This window comes from Aeromonas sp. 603079, from assembly GCF_049172135.1.
In the GTDB taxonomy this organism is placed as follows: domain Bacteria; phylum Pseudomonadota; class Gammaproteobacteria; order Enterobacterales; family Aeromonadaceae; genus Aeromonas; species Aeromonas veronii.
The window spans coordinates 88,614-106,456 of sequence record NZ_JAAKPX010000001.1; the positions used below are offsets into that span (position 1 = coordinate 88,614).

At 58.9% G+C, this 17,843-nt stretch carries 12 protein-coding genes; 6 read left to right on the forward strand and 6 right to left on the reverse strand.

The genetic code is table 11. The features are described from left to right. Positions 1–230 precede the first annotated feature (230 nt). Entirely contained in the window at positions 231–2,702 is a 2,472-nt protein-coding gene (locus tag G5287_RS00380; protein WP_216953056.1) for a penicillin-binding protein 1A, read from the forward strand. 49 nt (positions 2,703–2,751) lie between these two features. Here G5287_RS00380 and oxyR read toward each other — a convergent pair whose 3' ends face one another. The 4 genes from oxyR to G5287_RS00400 all read right to left on the reverse strand — a co-directional run bounded on the left by oxyR (position 2,752) and on the right by G5287_RS00400 (position 7,186). After that, positions 2,752–3,651: a DNA-binding transcriptional regulator OxyR gene (oxyR, locus tag G5287_RS00385; protein ID WP_216953055.1), complete on the reverse strand. Its 900-nt coding sequence runs from the start codon at positions 3,649–3,651 to the stop codon at positions 2,752–2,754. A gap of 142 nt (positions 3,652–3,793) precedes the next feature. Beyond that, entirely contained in the window at positions 3,794–5,434 is a 1,641-nt protein-coding gene (locus G5287_RS00390; protein WP_216978208.1) for a methyl-accepting chemotaxis protein, read from the reverse strand. Positions 5,435–5,605: 171 nt separating this feature from the next. Further along, positions 5,606–6,250 (reverse strand): DsbA family protein, encoded by a 645-nt coding sequence (locus tag G5287_RS00395; protein WP_227342104.1) that lies wholly within the window; start codon positions 6,248–6,250, stop codon positions 5,606–5,608. A gap of 75 nt (positions 6,251–6,325) precedes the next feature. After that, positions 6,326–7,186, reverse strand: a complete 861-nt coding sequence (locus tag G5287_RS00400) for a Vmh family MBL fold metallo-hydrolase (RefSeq protein WP_227343009.1) — start codon at positions 7,184–7,186, stop codon at positions 6,326–6,328. Between the two features lie 126 nt (positions 7,187–7,312). Between G5287_RS00400 and G5287_RS00405 the strand changes: the two genes are divergently transcribed. Then, on the forward strand, positions 7,313–8,212 hold the full coding sequence (locus G5287_RS00405; protein ID WP_005362277.1) for a LysR family transcriptional regulator: 900 nt from the start codon (positions 7,313–7,315) through the stop codon (positions 8,210–8,212). Between the two features lie 68 nt (positions 8,213–8,280). Here the strand turns inward: G5287_RS00405 and G5287_RS00410 are convergent, their stop codons facing one another. Beyond that, positions 8,281–9,060: a BPSS1780 family membrane protein gene (locus G5287_RS00410; RefSeq protein WP_227342102.1), complete on the reverse strand. Its 780-nt coding sequence runs from the start codon at positions 9,058–9,060 to the stop codon at positions 8,281–8,283. Positions 9,061–9,362: 302 nt separating this feature from the next. Here G5287_RS00410 and G5287_RS00415 point away from each other — a divergent pair, with 302 nt between their 5' ends. Further along, positions 9,363–10,184: a peptidoglycan DD-metalloendopeptidase family protein gene (locus G5287_RS00415; protein ID WP_421230605.1), complete on the forward strand. Its 822-nt coding sequence runs from the start codon at positions 9,363–9,365 to the stop codon at positions 10,182–10,184. Positions 10,185–10,272: 88 nt separating this feature from the next. On the opposite strand, the gene G5287_RS00420 is transcribed toward G5287_RS00415, so the two are convergent. Continuing rightward, positions 10,273–11,610, reverse strand: a complete 1,338-nt coding sequence (locus G5287_RS00420) for an MATE family efflux transporter (protein WP_106842912.1) — start codon at positions 11,608–11,610, stop codon at positions 10,273–10,275. A 155-nt stretch (positions 11,611–11,765) separates the two neighbouring features. Here G5287_RS00420 and mscM point away from each other — a divergent pair, with 155 nt between their 5' ends. From mscM to G5287_RS00435, 3 genes are all read left to right on the forward strand, one after another. Continuing rightward, entirely contained in the window at positions 11,766–15,047 is a 3,282-nt protein-coding gene (gene mscM, locus G5287_RS00425; RefSeq protein WP_421230606.1) for a miniconductance mechanosensitive channel MscM, read from the forward strand. 24 nt (positions 15,048–15,071) lie between these two features. After that, positions 15,072–15,749, forward strand: coding sequence for a glycerophosphodiester phosphodiesterase (locus G5287_RS00430; RefSeq protein ID WP_421230607.1), 678 nt, complete (start codon positions 15,072–15,074; stop codon positions 15,747–15,749). A 158-nt stretch (positions 15,750–15,907) separates the two neighbouring features. After that, positions 15,908–17,785: a methyl-accepting chemotaxis protein gene (locus tag G5287_RS00435; protein ID WP_266134319.1), complete on the forward strand. Its 1,878-nt coding sequence runs from the start codon at positions 15,908–15,910 to the stop codon at positions 17,783–17,785. Positions 17,786–17,843 lie beyond the last annotated feature (58 nt).

The following is a 17,843-nucleotide window of genomic DNA, read 5'->3' on the forward strand; positions in this document are numbered from 1 at the left end:
TGATCCATCCTAAATGCTCTAACTATCAATGTCATAAAGTTTATACCGAAAAGTGACCCACCTCGCTTTCTTGAGATAAAGGGAGGCACCTTGGTTATTGCTCACTGTAGTGCTAACCTCTCGCATCCTGTCGATGGGTGACTTGCCACAGGAAAACCTCGAATTCCAGATGGCAAAAGGGCTATACTCTGCGCCCGTTGGCTAAATTTAAGACGATTGGTAGTTCTTCCATGCTGAAATGGCTCGTTCGCCTGTTTATTGTCATGATGCTGGGTGCTGTGCTGGGTGTTGCCAGCCTCATCGGTATCTACTTCTATATCAAACCCCAACTGCCCGATGTCACCGCACTGCGTGATGTCAAACTGGCAACCCCGATGAGGGTCTACAGCCGAGATGGGGAATTGATCGCCCAATATGGCGAAATCCGTCGCATTCCGTTGCGCTTGGATGAAATCCCCCAACCAATGATCGATGCCGTACTGGCAACCGAAGATGCCCGCTTCTACGAGCACCCCGGCATTGACCCCATCGGCATCATTCGCGCCGCCTCCGTCTGGGCCGTATCAGGTCATGCCCGTCAGGGTGCCAGCACCATTACCCAGCAGGTTGCACGCAACTTCTTCCTGAGCAATGAGAAAACCATCATCCGCAAGATAAAGGAGGTCTTCCTGGCCTGGCGGATCGAGCAGAATCTCTCAAAAGACGAGATCCTCGAACTGTACCTCAACAAGATCCCTCTCGGTTATCGCTCCTTCGGGATCGGTGCTGCGGCTCAGGTTTATTTTGGTAAAGAGGTCAAGGATCTGGGGCTGGACGAGATCGCCATCATTGCCGGTCTGCCCAAAGCCCCCTCCATGCTCAACCCCATCCGATCCCCCGAGCGCGCCTTTGCGCGCCGCAACGTTGTGCTTGGTCGGATGCTGGAGACCGGCAAGATCACCCAGGCCCAGTTTGACGAAGCGTCCAAAATGCCGATCAAGGCCCGTTTTCACGGCGCCGAAGTGACCCTGCACGCTCCCTATCTGGGTGAAATGGTACGCCAGAAGATGGTAGAGCAGTTTGGTGAAGATGCCTACACCATGGGCCTGCACGTCTACACTACCGTCTCTGCCGAACGCCAAAGGGCCGCCAGACAGGCTCTGCTGGATGGCGTCTTTGCCTACGATATGCGTCACGGCTATCGTGGCCCGACGGCCCAGTTGTGGAAGGCAGGCGAAACAGCTTGGGATTACGAGCAGATCGTGGCCCACCTTGGCAAGCAACCCACTTATGATCCGCTGATGGCGGCAGTCGTGACCAAGCTCGGTGACCGTAGCGCCACACTGGTACTTAAAAATGGCAAGGAAGCAGAGCTGGGCTGGAACGGCATTAAATGGGCTCGCTCCTTTATTACCGACGACCGCCAAAGCTATGCCCCGAAATCGGCACGCGATGTACTGAAAGTCGGCGCCCAGATCTGGGTGCGGGAAGAGGGCGAAGAATTGCTGCTGGCCCAAATCCCGGACGTCAACGCCGCGCTGGTTGCCATGAACCCGAAAAATGGCGCGCTGGAAGCAGTAGTTGGCGGCTTCAGCTTCGAACTATCCAAATTCAACCGGGTCGATCAGGCGCGTCGCCAGATCGGTTCAAATATCAAGCCTTTCCTCTATGCGACCGCGCTGGAGCACGGCTATACCCTGGCGTCGCTCATCAACGATGCGCCAATCAACCAGTGGGATCCGTCAAAAGGGCCCATGTGGCAGCCCAAGAACTCCCCGGCCGTTTATGATGGCCCCACCCCGCTGCGTCTGGGTTTGGCCAAGTCCAAGAACGTGATGTCGGTTCGACTGATGCGCGCCATCGGTCTGGATACCTATATCGACGGTCTGACACGCTTTGGCTTCCCCCGCGACTTCATCTCGCCCCATGAGTCACTGGCGCTGGGCGCAGCCGAATTTACCCCCCTCGAGGTGGTGCGTGGTTACTCGGTACTGGCCAACGGTGGCTTCCTGGTGACCCCATACTTCATCGACAAAGTCACCGACAGCCTGGAGAACACCCTCTATCAGGCCAATCCTGCCATTGCCTGCAACAATTGCGAACAGCAGACGGCGTCCGAGCAGAGCACACTGCCGGAGCCAACTGTTGATGGCGCAGCACAAGATGGCACGCAGACCCCTCTCGCGCCAACCATCGCCCCGCATACCATCAGTGCCCAGAGCGCGTTCCTGATCACCGACACCTTGAGCACAGCCATCTGGGGTGGCAACGGCTGGCGTGGTACCGGCTGGCGTGCAGCCCGTGACCTGAAACGTCACGATATCTCCGGCAAAACCGGTACCACCAACGAATCGCGGGATGCCTGGTTCTCCGGCTATACCCCGGACATCGTAGCTACTTCCTGGATCGGTTTTGACAACCACCAGCGTGGCCTTGGCCGTGCCGAGTTTGGTGGTGGCGCTGCACAGCCTATCTGGATCGACTTCATGAAAGTCGCCCTCAAAAAGCTGCCGGAGCACAAGATGCCGGTTCCCGAAGGGATCATGACGGTGAAGATTGACAGCGAAACCGGACTGCTGGCGACCAGTGGCGGAACCGACGAATACTTCAAGGAAGGGACCGAGCCGACCCGTTACGCCGCGCCCAGTTCGGACGGCAATCAGGTCTATGGTGGTGACAACCCCGATGTGGAAGGGCCTGTCTCAACCGACGATATCTTCTAAGCTGCTCTCGCGGCAGAAGCAAAACCGGCAGCCTTGGCTGCCGGTTTTTTTATTGGGCCAACTGCTTGCTCATCAGCGTGGCAATCGAGGCGGCCAGCTCGTTGAAACAGGGGCGACGTACCGAGTAGTGGCGATAGAGCAGCGAGATGGTACGACCCGGCACAGGGTCAACCACAGGACGATAGCTCACACCTCCCTCATCATGATCGGCGGGTACGGCCAGCTTTGGCACCAGGGTCATGCCGCTACCGGCGGCCACCATGTTGCGCAGCGTCTCGAGACTGGTCCCCTTGAAGCGTTGATCCTCACCTATCCCGCCGGCGAAACAGAATCCCATCGCCTGCTCCCGCAAACAGTGGCCATCGGCCAGCATCAGCAATTTCTTGCCCTTGAGATTGCCGAGTGGCACCTGTCTGGCCTGTGCTTCGGGGTGATGGCAAGGCACAGCCAACCACATCGGCTCGTGGTAGAGCTGGATTGAACCAAACCCCTCCATCCCCGGCATCTCGGCCAGAATGACGCAATCCAGCTCCCCCTCTTCCAGCCGTTTGAGCAGGGTTTGGGTCTGCTCCTCATAGAGATAGAACTCCAGCTGGGGAAAATGCTCACGCAGGGTCTGGATAATGCGGGGCAACAGGTAGGGGCCCACGGTCGGAATAAAACCGATATGGATCTCCCCGGACATCGGCTCGGAGAAGTGCTGACCGATGCTCTTGAGCTCGCGCACCTCCTTGAGCACCCGACGAGCCTGATGGGCCATGGCATCGCCAGCCGGGGTAAACAGCACCTTGCGCGAGGTACGTTCGATCAAAATGACCCCGAGTTCATCCTCCAGCTTGCGCAGCTGGCCGCTCAGGGTGGGTTGACTGACAAAGCAGCGTTCAGCGGCTTTGCGAAAATGTTTTTCCTCATCCAGCGCCACCAGATATTCGAGATCGCGAAGATTCATACAGCAAGAGTCCTGCCTGGAAAATGGGCCATCAGCATGCACAATATCACCCGGCGGAACAAGTCATCGGCTCGCTCTGGCCCTCGGAAATAACACAGCCCGATCACCTCGCGGCAATCGGGCTGTTTGACTCGACAAGGGATTACACCCTGAAACGGCGCACCATATCCTGCAACTGGCTGGCCAGATGGTTCAACTCATTGCAAGCTTGAGCCATCTGGGTGGCACCGGCAGCCACCTCTTCGGAGGCGTGGCTGATATTGACCACGTTGCGGTTGAGCTCCTCACTCACCGCCCCCTGCTCTTCGGTGGCTGTCGCAATCTGGATGTTCATGTGGGAGATGCTGCTGACCGAGCCACTGATCTGGGAAATGGACTCGCCCGCTTCCCGAGCGGTAGCTACCGTGGTGTTCATCAGCTCCTGACTCTGTTGCATGGTACTGCCCGCCTGTTCGGCACGCTGCTGCAACTCGGCAATGATGGTATTGATCTGGGAGGTGGAGTCCTGGGTTCGTTTGGCCAGAGTACGCACCTCATCAGCCACCACCGCAAAACCCCGTCCCTGCTCACCGGCCCGGGCCGCTTCAATCGCCGCGTTCAATGCCAGCAGATTGGTCTGTTCGGCAATGCCGCGGATCACCTCCAGCACCATGCCGATATTGCGGCTATCATCGCCCAGTTGGCGGATCACCACTGCAGTGCTCTCGATGGCCCCCGCTACCCGCTCGATGCGCAAAATAGAGTCATTAACAGTCTTGGCCCCAATCTCTGCGGTTTCGCTGGCCGAGGTGGCGGCACTGGCGGCATCGCTAGTGTTGCGAGAAACCTCCTGAACCGTAGCCTGCATCTCGTTCATCGCGGTTGCCAGCTGATTAAGTTCATGCTGCTGGGCACTCATGTTGGCCGCTGACTGCCTTGCTACCGAGCTCATCTCTTCGGTGGCCGAACTCAGTTGCACCACTGAGCCCGAGACTTCACTGACCAGGGTACGCAAATTGGTCTGCATCTCGCCAAACCCTTTGGCAAGAGTCCCCAGTTCATCATTGTTGAACTGTTGCATATCGATGCGGGAGGTAAGATCACCGGAGGAGACACGGCGGGTCTGCTCCAGCAGGGCCATCACCGGATTGCGGATCTGGGCGGTCAACAGCCAGGCAATCACCACCACAAAAGCCAGCGTCACCAGGCTGACAATAATGCTCATGGTTCTGGCATTGCTATACATGGCCGCAATGTCTTTCACCATCTCATCGGCAATCTCGTTATTGATCTCCCGCAAACGATATGACTTGGCACCAACCTCTTCCAATGCGGCACGAGTCTCGTTTTTGCGCAGACTTCTGACTTTATCCAGATCGCCAGCAGCAAAGGCATTTAACAGCTGGTCATGTACCGAAAAATACTTGGCCCCCGCCGCAACCACCTGCTCATAAACCTGCTTCTCTTCACCAGTAGTGAAAGGTAAAGCACCATATTTTTGGGCTGCTTGCTCAAATTCCTGCTTGGCCTTATTGAAGGTCAGGGTGCGATCGCTTACCTCTTGCTCATCCTTGTTCAGGCCACCGATGACCTGGGCCAACTCTGAACGACGCGCATCCAGCACGGCAACATGCATCTGGCTCGCCAGACGAGTAGAAGGCAGTAAATTACCCGTGATGGTTTCGGTATCACCATAGAGCTTTGCCAGCTGGCTGATTGAAAACCAGGCCAAGCCCAGTACCAACAAGGCCAGGATGGCAAATCCGGCACTCAGTTTCTGGCCGATGGACATGTTTTTGAACATATAAGGGCTTCCTTGAAATGAGTCTTCACTCCCGCAACATCCACCGGGAATGGTCATATAGAGCATAGCCTGCACCCGGAAAACAAAAGGATTTCATACCGTTTCTGTGATTGTTTGCCTATCGGCCCTGGACACCTTTCCTGAAGCGGTCTCGTGTTCAAATAACAGCCATCATGTCATTAGAGCCAGCAGATGCGTGCTCAGAGCATCCGGCTCCCCCATAAAATCGGCAACCCGTACAGGCGTGACCCGCCCCTTGTGCATCAGCCCAAGGGTAGGATAACCCTGACCACCCAACCATTTCATCCAGCCCTGGCTATCTGCCAGATGTTGCAGCAAGGGGGCCTGCAGATAAGCTTGCTGGAATGCCTCCGCTGCAATCCCCTGCTCTGCCGCCAGCCTGGCAAGAAACGCCGGCTCACCAATCCAGCTCCCTTCCCTATAGTGGGATTGTTGGATCCGGTGCAACATGGCCAGCCCATCGCCCCCCAATGTCGTGACGGCCAAGACCGCGCGGATCGGCGGCTCGGAGTCCAGCAGAGCCCCTTCCCGCAGCAGCAGTTCGTTGAAGTAGCGCTCGCCAAAATGCTGACCGGTCAGCGCTTCGATCCGCTGATCATGGGGGCGCACATAATCACGCAATGCCTCGCCCATCGGCTGACGGCGACTACCCAGCCAGAGACCGCCCGCATGCAGCTCGATCTCGAGCCCGTCAATGGTGGCTGCCGCCTGCAACAGGGGGGCGGCACCGTAGCACCAGCCACAGAGCGGGTCATAGACATAATGGAGGATGGTTTGTGGTTCGCTCATCTTCATTCTCGCTTCAATCTCGGATAAAAAACCGGGCCCTGAGGCCCGGTAAAAAAACACAGGGAGAGCAGGCTCAGTGGCTTACCACTTCATCTCGCCGGTATTGACCTTGGCACCGATGGCCAGACCATCGTCAACCGGCAGTGCCGGATAGGCCTTCTTCAGGGCCTCAATCAGCTCGCCGGAATTTTTTGCCTTGGCCAGCTCCAGCTCGAAACGCTCTACATAGTCACGGGTAAAGGTCACAGCAGCAGTGCCTTTGGGCGCAGTGCCCAGGAAGTGGCCCGGTACTACACGTTCGGGTTTCAGGGCCAGCAGGTTGTCCAGCGCCTTGACCCAGTTGCTGCGGGCCGCTTTGGTCTGGCTGTCGGCCATCCAGACATGCACCCCGTGGTAAACCGGCACACCACCAAAAGCAGTCTTGATGGAAGGGGCCCAGAGGTAGGCATTCGGGGTGTTCATCTCTTTGATTTCAATCTTCTCGCCATCCAGCGTCAGGTGACTGGCCGTCATCACTTGCGGCACGGTCAGGCTCTTCGGTGCCCCCTTGCCGAGGATCGGGCTCCAGTAGTTCAGCTTGGCATCCTTGGTCTGGTTGATGTGGTCAACCACATGCTGGTCGGCCAGCACCTTGACATCCGGGAACGCAGCCATGACCGGCTCCAGACCGAAGTAGAAGTCGGGGTCACCGGCACTGATATAGACAGTGGTCAGCTTCTTGCCGCTCTTCTTGATCATGTCGACCAGCGCCTGACCATTTTGTACGTCGAACTGGGCATCGATCAGGATGGCCTCTTTGTCACCGGTCACCAGTGAGGAGGAGACCGGGAAGATCGCCTTCTCGCCAGGGTTATAGACGGTCACGCTCAGGGGGGCTGCCAGTGCGGCGCCACTCAGCAGGGTGGTCGCCAGAGTCAGGTTGCGGATCAGGGTGTTGTTCATCATCTATTCCTCATTAAGTATTCGGGGGTTCATTTGATGGACAGAGTGTATTGGATCACATAAGGTGCAAATACAGCATAAAAAGCACATCACTGTTGCACTTATCGAACATATAGAGAGCCATACATGGATCGACTGACCGCATTGCGGGTCTTCGTCAGCGTAGTCGAACAGGGGAGCCTGAGCGGCGCCGGAGAGAAACTGGATATGTCGCGCGCCATGGTGTCACGCTATCTGGCCGAGCTGGAGAGCTGGATGGGCGCTCGCCTGCTGCACCGCACCACCCGTCGTCTGAGCCTGACCGGGCCGGGAGAGGAAGCGCTGAACCGGGCCCGCGCCATGCTGGCCCTCGGCGAAGAAATGGAGCAGATCGCCGTGAAGGGAGATGACGCCCCCAAGGGACAACTGCGGATCACCAGCAGCTACTCCCTGTCAGAAGCGCTGCTGGTCGGGGCTGCCAACGACTATCTGGCGCAATACCCGGGGACGGCCATCGACATTCTGCTGCTCGACAGAACCGTCAATCTGGTAGAGGAGCGGATCGATCTGGCGGTGCGCATCACCAACGACCTCGACCCCAATCTGGTGGCGCGCCGTCTCGGCACCTGCCACTCGGTAGTCTGTGCCAGCCCGGCCTATCTGGCCCGTCATCCGATGCCACACAAGGTGCAGGATTTGGCGCTGCACAACTGCCTCACCTACACCTACTTCGGCAAGAGCCTGTGGGAGTTTAATGGACCGGACGGTCCCGAGTCAGTGCCGGTCAGCGGTAACCTGAGCGCCAATATCTCCAACCTGCTGCTGGAAGCAACGCTGGAAGGCGCAGGGATCAGCCTGCAGCCACGCTACTCGGCCCAACCCTATCTGGAGCGCGGAGAACTGGTGCCCCTGCTGACCGACTGGCAGCCCAAGCGCCTCGGGGTCTACGGGGTGTATGCTACCCGCAAACAGATGTCGCCACTGCTGCGCAGCTTCCTCGATTTTCTGCTAGCCCGCATGGCGGCGGATCCCATCTGGCAGGAGTAAGCACACCTCAAACCCGACCATGAAGAGAAGGGGCCGCTGCGTGCCCCTTCTTCATTCCGATCCCTTGATCAGGCTTCAAATCCGAATGGTTCTGAGTGAGGCGCTTCCTGCTGCGCACTCTCGTCCAGGAAAATATCCCGATAAGCCACATAGATGGAGTAGTTGAGCGCCGGGATCACCACCAGCAGACCCACCAGCAGCAGCGCCGCGCCAAACAGCAGCAACATGGCTGAGAGCAGCCCCCACCAGAAGAAGGGCCACATATTGCGCCAGCAGCCGAAGAAGCTCAGACGCACCGCCTGGATGATGCCGATATCGTGGTGGTAGATCAGCGCAGGAGCAAAGGTGACCCCCATCAGCACGGGAATGATGAGCAGCATTCCCACCAGCAACACCAGCAGCAGTTGTTGCAACTGGCTGGCAGAGACCACCATGCTCTCGGGATCCTGCGTCAACAGCGGGAGCAGCCCCCACACGGAGAGCAGACCGAGACAGACGAGGCCAACCAGGCTGAACAGCAGCAACACCAGCAGACCGCCGAGCATCAGCGGGGTCAACTTGTGGCGAAAACCGGCGAAGAGATCGGCAAACTGCAGCGGCTCCCCCCGATAACCCCGAGCGGCGACCGCCACCCAACCCGCGCCCCACACCATGTAGAGCAGCTGGGAGATAAGGCCCCCCGCCGGCAGTTGCTCCAGCAGCATGCCCACCATAAACCAGACCAGCACCATGGCTACGCTGATCCCCATCCCCTTGTTGAAGATATCGAACCCGCTGCGAACCCAGAGCCAGCCACGACCTGTCGTGTATCGGGCCGGTGTGGTGCGCAAAGGGGGTAATCCGTTCATATCGTCTCCTCGGAGTGTCGGTGGCATAAGTGCCGGAAGCCGATTCTAGAGCCAGGGCGGGGGCGACTCAATGGCGAAGCAACCCGAGCACGACATAAAACCTGACGCAACTATGCACAAAAGGGGCATCAGCCACGCCCCGCCACTGGCTGCCCCGACCATAACGAGGCACAATCTGCCCCCTTCCCCAGCCGCGCCTGTCGTGGCCAGCGTGCCGTGATCACCCTTTAGTGATCGACGAATGCCGGACAGGGGGTTGTCATCCCGCCATCCCGGGCGCTTTAACATCGAGTGGTATCGTCATGAGAGTTGTGTGTTGTCTGTTGTTGTTACTGGCCAGCCAGTCGGCCTTGGCCGAGGGTTTTATCAGTCGCCTGCTCAACCATCCGGTACCAGGTGGCGTTGCGGTGATCCCTCTTGGCGCGTCACCCACTGCCCCCACGGCCCGCTATCACGACAAGCCCGTGCTGGTAGTGCGCGAAGACAACCAGTGGATCGCCATCGTCGGCATCTCTCTGAAAAGCACGCCCGGCGCCCAGCAACTGACCACAGGTGATGGCCGTACTCTCGGCTTCACCGTGACCCCCAAGCACTACCGCGAGCAGCACATCAAGCTCAAGAACAGCCGTCAGGTCAATCCGCTCGCCGAGGATATGACCCGCATCAACCGAGAGCTGGCGGAGCAGACCCGGGCTTACCAGACCTTCAGCCCCAACCAGCCGAGCAACCTGATGTTCGACAAGCCGGTCAACGGCCCCCTCTCCAGCCCGTTTGGCCTGCGTCGTTTCTTCAATGGCGAGGAGCGCAATCCCCACTCCGGCCTCGACTTCGCCGTGGACGCCGGCACCCCGATCAAGTCCCCCGCCGCCGGCAAGGTGATCCTGATCGGCAACTACTTCTTCAATGGCAATACCGTCTTTGTCGACCACGGTCAGGGGCTCATCAGCATGTTCTGCCACATGTCGAAGATCGATGTGAAGCTCGGCCAGAGCCTGCCGCGTGGCGGCATCGTCGGGCGAGTCGGTTCGACCGGCCGCGCTACCGGCCCCCATATGCACTGGAACGTCAGCCTCAACGACACCCGGGTCGATCCCGCCATCTTTATCGGTGCCTTCAAGCCCTGAATCGGCAGAGCCCGTTAACAAAACATCCTCTAACAAAACAGGCAGCCCATGGCTGCCTGTCTGCTATCTGCACGTCGAACCTGATTACCTATCCGGCCAGCGCGTGGGCGCCGGACTCCCGACGCATCGCCCGCCACATCACCAACACCAGCAATGAGCTGCACGTTGGCAATGCCAGCCAGACCCCGGGCACGCCCCACAGGGTCGAGAATCCCCACAAGAAACCGCCGATCAGCACCAGCTTGCCACCAGTGAGCAGGGAGGCGATGCGAGCCCGATTGATGGCCTGGAAGTAGGTGGCCCCCACCAGCAGCAAGCCCTCCATCGGCAGCCCCCAGAAGTAGAGCCAGATCCCGAGGCTCGCCACCGGCAGCAGGGTGGCGTTGTCGCCGGCAAACAGATAGACCGCCGCCTCCGGCCACAGATAAAGCGGGAACATGGCGCACAGGGCGATCCCCAACGTCACTCCGAGTGCCAGGTTGCGGATCCGCAGCACCCGCCGCCAGTGACCGGCTCCTGCGTTGAAGCTGGCGATGGGCTGGATACCCATGGCGATCCCCTCGAACACCAGATAGAAGAAGGCCTCGGTGTAACTGATCACCCCGTAGGCCGCCACATGCAGCGAAGTGCCGACCGCCAGCAACGCCTTGTTGTGCAGCGCCAGCACTACCGAGAGATAGAGGTACATCAGAAAACTGGAGACCCCGAGGCGCACCGTCTCGCCCATCAGCCGCAGATCGGGGCGCAAGGTGTCCCAACTTATCCGCAGCTGGCTACGCGGTGTGAAGAAGTGCCACAGGCAAGCAAGGCCCGTCACTGCCTGGGAGAGCATGGTGGCCGTCGCCACCCCGGCCAGTCCGAACGGAAACACCACCATCAACAGATAGTCGAGCAGCACGTTGAGCAGCCCCCCGACTACCATGATGAGGGTGACAAATCCGGGGCGCCCATCGTTGCGCAGCAGCGAGCTGAACGCCATCGACAGCACCGCAAAGACGCCAAGCCAGGCGTAGGCCTGCAGGTAGGAGAGCCCGGCGGTGAAGATCTCCCCCTCCGCCCCCATCCAGGCCAGCATGGGCTCGCCATAGCGGATCCCGATAAAACTGAGCAGTGCCGAGGCCAGCAACACCATCACCAGCGCATTTCCGACGATATGGCGGGCTTTGGCCGGGTTGCCCTGCCCCAGATAGAAGGAGACCAGCGACGAGGCCCCCATGCCGATCAGCGCCCCCACCGCATAGAGCACGGCGCAGATGGGATAAGCCAGCATCAAACCGGCCATGCCATCCTGACCCAGCACATGGCCAACGAAGATGCCATCGATGGTGACATAGATGCCGGTGATCAGCATGGCCGCCACGGTCGGGGTTACGTAACGCCAGAAAAGGCGAGATAGCGGGGCTGTGCCCAGATCAACAGCTGACATATTCGACTCGGTGGAGAGAAAGCGGCCGGGATCATAGCGAAACGGCAGCACGACTTCCTGTTATTTGTGTTATGAATCATTAATATAGACTGCTTTACCCGCCTCCCTGCCCTGTTTTAGGCTAGGGCCACCTCTTCTGAACGGAAACGAGCCTCATGTTGCAACGCCTGCTCACCCTCTTGCTGCTCTCCCTTATCTTGTTGCCGCCAGCCGTGCGCGCCGACGATGCCATTGCCCAGGCCGAATCCCTGTTGCAGAGCGTGCCCAAGAGCGATACCCCGGAAAACCAGAAGCTGCGGGAGAGCTACCAGCAGGCGCTGCAATTTGCCAGAGAGGCCGAGCGTTACCGGGAGCAGAGCAAAGCCTATCAGCAGATCCTTATCGATTACCCCAAGGAGTCGGCACGGCTCAAGGAGAGCCTGCACAACTATCAGCCCGCCGCTCGCCCGCCGCTGGCGAGCCTCAAGGAGGAGGCGCTGCGCCAGGCCATAGGCCTGAGCAGCAACCGCCAGCTCAACCTGCGCAAGGAGCGGCAGGGGGTGATGGATAGCCTCAACCAGCTAGAGAGTACCGGGCAGGAGTATCACCTGCGGGTGGATGATCTGCGCAAACAGCTGCAACTGACCCGCAGCCAGCTGGAGCGACTGAGCTTCAGCAGCGAATCGGATCGCCAGCAGGAGGCACAGCTGCTGCTGACCAGAATGAAAGAGCAGAGCCTCTCCGACCGGATCCAGATGCTGGAGCTGGAGCAGCTCTCTGCCCAGCAGCGCAACGATCTCGGCAAGCTGAAACTGCAGGAGCTCAATCTGGCCATCGCCGACGAGGATGAGTGGCAAGCCAGCCTGCTGACCCAGCAGAACCAACTGCGGCGGGAGAAGACCGAGCAGGCGCTGGAGGAGAGCGAACGGCTGCGCAAACAGCTCACCACCGACATGCCGCTGCTGCTGGAGCAACAACAGCAGAATCAGGCGCTCTCCATCCAGCTCGGCACACTGGAAGATCAGATTGAGCGGGTGCAGGATGAGCAGCGCAGCGTCGACAAAAATCTGTTTGAGCTGAATGAGCTGGTCAACTCGGTGCGCGAACAGCTGGAGTGGCTGCAGATCAGTAATGCCTACGGCGAGAACCTGCGCAGCAAACTCTCCGATCTGCCTCCCCAGTTCCCCCTCGACAAGCTGGAGTCCGCCATCGTCAGCGCCCGCATGGCCAAGTACCAGTACGAGAGCGAGCAGGATGGGCTCAAGGATACCCGCCAGTTGCGCGACAAGCTGATGGCCGAAGAGGAGGTGACGCTCGATCGGCCACAGCAAGCGGTGCTCGACAACCTGCTCAAGGCCCGGCGCCAACTGCTGACCCGGCTCAACGACGCCTCAGACACCCTCATTCAGGAGCAGACTCGTCTCAAGCTTCTATACAGCCGCCAGAACAGCAAGATCGACGAGATCCGCGAAATAAGCGCCAGCCACCTGTTCTGGATGCCGGATGTGCGCCCCTTTACCCCACAGGTGATGCTCGGTATTCCTGCCGCGCTGACCCTGGCCTTCAACCCGGACAACTGGTTGCAACTGCCCTATGCCATCGCCGAGAACAGCCCGCTGAGCCTCACGCTAGCCGGTATTGGTCTGCTGGTGCTGGCCTGGAGCTGGTTCAAGCTGGCCCGTCACCTGAGCCTCTATTGCGACCATATTGCGCCGCGGATCGGCAAGGTGACCCAGGACAAATTCAGCCTCACCAGCCGCTTGCTGCTGCGCTCCCTGCTTGCCGCCCTCCCCTTGCCCGCCATGGTGCTGATGGTGCGCGGCCTGCTCGAAGGGGCCTGGCAATACCCGTTTGCGGTGGCGGTAGCACGCGGCCTTGGCGAGATCTGGTTTCTGCTGCTGGCACTGGTGATGGCCCGCCATCTGACGCTGGAGCGGGGGATTTTGATCCACCACTTCCGCTGGCCCCGGGAACAGGTGCAAAAGGTATGGGGGCAGTTTCGCACCCTGCTGCTGGTGCTGATCCCGAGTTTCTTTGTGCAGGGGATGGCCAACAGCTATCAGGAGCACGCCTTCTACGACTCCCTCGGCCGGATGGCCTTCATGATCGGTGCACTCTGGCTGCTGCTGTTCTTTGCCCGCCTCAACCGGGAGCGGCTGCCGCTCACCTGGGGCCAGACCGACATGACCAAGCCCCATCTGCTGCACCACTTCATCTGGAACAGCCTGATGCTGGCGCCGCTGCTGGCGGTGATCGGCGCCCTGTTTGGCTACTTCTATACCTCGCGCACCCTGCTGCGCCAGCTGGAGCTGAGCCTGCTGATGGGGCTGGGTTGCCTGCTGATCTACTATCTGGCCAGACGCTGGATGCTGATCCAGCGCCGCCGCCTTGCCTTCGAGCGTGCCAAGAGCAAGCGGGCCGAGATGCTGGCCCAGCGCGGCCGTGACGACAATCAGGAGGAGCTAAGTTCGGAGATCCCCGATGTGGTGGAAGAGACTGAGCTGGACCTCGACACCATCAGCGCCCAGTCGCTGGGGCTGGTGCGCACCCTGTTGATGCTCGGCTTCACCATGCTGGTGGTAGTGCAATGGTCGGATCTCAACTCGGCGTTCAGCTTCCTCAGCAATATCGAGGTATGGCAGGTGAGCAGCAAGATTGGTGGCATCGAGCAGCTCTCCGCCATCACCCTGCAGGATCTGATGCTGACCGCCTTCGTCTTCATCCTGACCGTGGTGACCGCCCGCAACCTGCCGGGGCTGATGGAGCTGACCCTGCTTCAGCACCTCAGCCTCTCTCCCGGAACCGGCTTTGCACTCACCACGATCAGCAAGTATCTGGTGATCCTCGTTGGCGCCCTCACCGGTTTCTCCATGCTCGGTATCGACTGGTCGAAGACCCAGTGGCTGGTGGCCGCCCTCTCGGTAGGGCTGGGTTTCGGCCTGCAGGAGATCTTCGCCAACTTTGTTTCCGGCCTCATCATCCTGTTCGAGAAACCAATCCGGCTCGGTGACACTGTGACCATTCGCGATCTCACCGGCACCGTAACCAAGATCAAAACCCGGGCGACCACCATAGTGGATTGGGATCGCAAGGAGATCATCGTGCCCAACAAGGCCTTTATCACCGAGCAGTTCATCAACTGGTCGCTCTCCGATGCGATAACCCGGGTCAAACTGCGGATCCGGATCGGTCTGACCCGTGATCCGAAACTGGTGCAACGTATTCTTGAGGAGGCGATCCATGCCTCTACTCTGGTACTGGAGACCCCCAGTCCGGAAGTATTCCTGATCGAATTCACCGACTCGGCGCTGATCTACGAGATCCGCCTCTACGTCAACAACATGGATCACCGGATGCCCATCACTCACGAGGTTCACTCGCTGGTGCTGGAGAAGATGCAGCAGCAGGGACTTACTCTGCCCCATCAACAGATCGACATTCACCTGAGCCGCGGCTGATCCGCGAGGTAAAAGGAGCAGAACATGCAGATTATTGCCCATCGTGGCGCCAGCGGTCTGGCCCCCGAAAACACTCTCAAGGCGATGGCCAAAGCGCTGGAGCTGGGAGCATCAGCCATCGAGATCGACGTGCAGGCGGCCGATGGCGAGTTGTGGGTCTTCCACGACCGGCGGCTGGAGCGCTGCACCAATGGCAAGGGGGTACTGACCGAGCAATCCCGCTCCTATCTGGAGCAGCTTGATGCCGGTGAAGGAGAGGTGATCCCGACCCTCTGGCAGGTGATGGAGATCATAGCCGGACGCTGCGAGTTGCACATCGAGCTCAAGGGGGCTCATACCGCCGATGCGGTGGCAGCCCTGACCCGACGGGCAGAGGCCGAGCTGGGCTTTACTCCCGGCCAGTGGGTGGTTTCGTCCTTCCATCACCCGGAGCTGGCCCGATTTGCCGCCTTGCGGCCCGATATCCGCCTCGGCGCCCTGACCGCCAATCTGCCACTCAACCTGGCGCTGTTTGCTGATGAGCTGGGGGCCTGGTCACTTAACTGCGACGTGGATTTTGTCGACCGGATACTGGTGGAAGATGCACATCAACGCGGATTAAGGGTTCTAGTTTATACCGTTGATTATCATGAAGATTATGAAAAACTAGCCAGCATGGGGGTCGATGGAATCTTCACCAATCGTCCAGATCGTTTCCTGTAGCCACCTGACAAGGATACACATATGGATAAGCTCTGATTTAGGCACTAACTTTAAATAGCTGATCGGGATACAAAGAGTTCAACTTCAGCCGATAAGAACAGGCACATAACAATAACCAGTTTCCACACACTCAGACTGACGCTCACAAGGATGTAACTATGAACTTATCGATTAAAAACAAGCTGGTCCTGGCTATCGGGGTCATCATTCTGGTGATCACCGGGATACAGGTCTGGTACAACACCTCGCAACTGCGCAGCGAAACCCAGCGGCTGGTCTGGAATATCATCGACGAAAGCTCCATGGCCAACGTCAAGGGGATCTCCCGCTGGGTTGACTCCCGTATCGCCATCGTCAGCACCACCAAGGAGGCTTTCACCAAAGAGGATGAACCCATCAGCCATCTGGCCCAATCCATGAATGCAGGTGGATTCGACCTGGTCTATGCCGGTACTGCCGATGGCAAGATGATCCAGAGCAAGCCCACCAACCTCCCTGCCGGTTATGACCCCCGTCAACGCCCCTGGTACAAGGATGCGATGGCAGCTGGCAAACTGGTCATTACTGCCCCTTATGCGGATATCTCTACCGGACAACTGATTGTCACCATTGCCGAGCCGTTCCAGCGCGGCAACACTCAGGGCGTCATCGCCGGTGACGTATCCATCAGCGCCCTTATCTCGGATATTCTGGCAGTCACTACCGAGGGCACCTACGCCATTCTGGTAGACAGTAATGGCACCATCATCGCCCACCCGGATGCCTCGTTGAGTCTCAAGTCTGCCACCGCACTGGCCCCTGAATTGACCGCTTCTTACATCAACCAGATCGCCCATGACGGCATGATCAACGAGCTGGTGATCAGTGGCAAGAAAGAGGTCTTTGACTTCAACGCAATCCCCAATACCAACTGGTATTACGGCATGATGGTGGATGAGGAGACCGCCTATCAGTCGGTGCGCAGCATGGTCACCTCCTCCCTCATCCAGGGGCTTATCACCATACTGATCGTGGCTGGCTTCTCCTATGTCGCCATCAATGGTTCACTGGCACCCCTGAAAACCCTGGGCGAAGCGATTGCCGATCTCTCACGCGGCAACGGTGATCTGACCCGCCGCATCAAGATCGAGCGGGAAGACGAGGTGGGCGCGGTTGCCAAGCACGTCAACACCTTCATCGACCGGATCCATGTGATGGTGCAGGATATCTCCAACTCCTCGACCCAGCTTAATCAGCAGGCCAAATCCTCCCACAGCATGGCGGAGAAGGCGAATCAGGGGCTGGCACGTCAGCAAAACGAAATCTCCCAGATCGCTACTGCAGTACACGAGATGTCGGCCACAGCCGTTGAAGTGGCAAGCAACGCCGAACAGACCGCCGAAGCAGCCCGCTCTTCTAGCAGCAGTTGCGAACATGGCAAGCAGGTGATCGCCCGCAACCAGCGCTCCATCACCGATCTGGCCACCCAGGTGGAACAGGCCTCCAACATCATTCAGGAACTGGAGAAAAACGCTCAGGAGATCAACACCATCCTCTCCACCATTCAGGGCATCGCCGAACAGACCAACCTGCTGGCACTCAACGCAGCTATCGAAGCAGCCCGTGCAGGCGAACAGGGCCGGGGTTTCGCTGTGGTGGCAGACGAAGTGCGGGTGCTGTCACAGCGTACCCATAGCTCCACCGTCGAGATCCGCAGCATGATCGAGACCCTGCAGCGCAATACCCAGGGGGCAGTCAGCACCATGCATGAAGGACAGCTGCTGGCCCAGAACAGCGTGGATGATGCCAACAACGCCACCCAGGCGCTGGAACAGATCACCTCCTCCATCAATCAGATCTCCGACATGGCGACCCAGATATCCAGCGCGGCGGAAGAGCAACGAGCGGTGACCGACGAGGTCAGCCGCAACATTCAGGCGGTGAAAGATGTCTCGGACGAACTGGCAGTGGATGCAGACAGCTCACGCCATCTCTCTGAACAACTTAAAAATATTTCGGGTGAACTGAGCAATCAGGTCGGCATGTTCCGCATTTGAGCATGAGCAAAAGGGGCCGTACAGGCCCCTTTTATTTTTCTAAATAGCGCTTAATTTT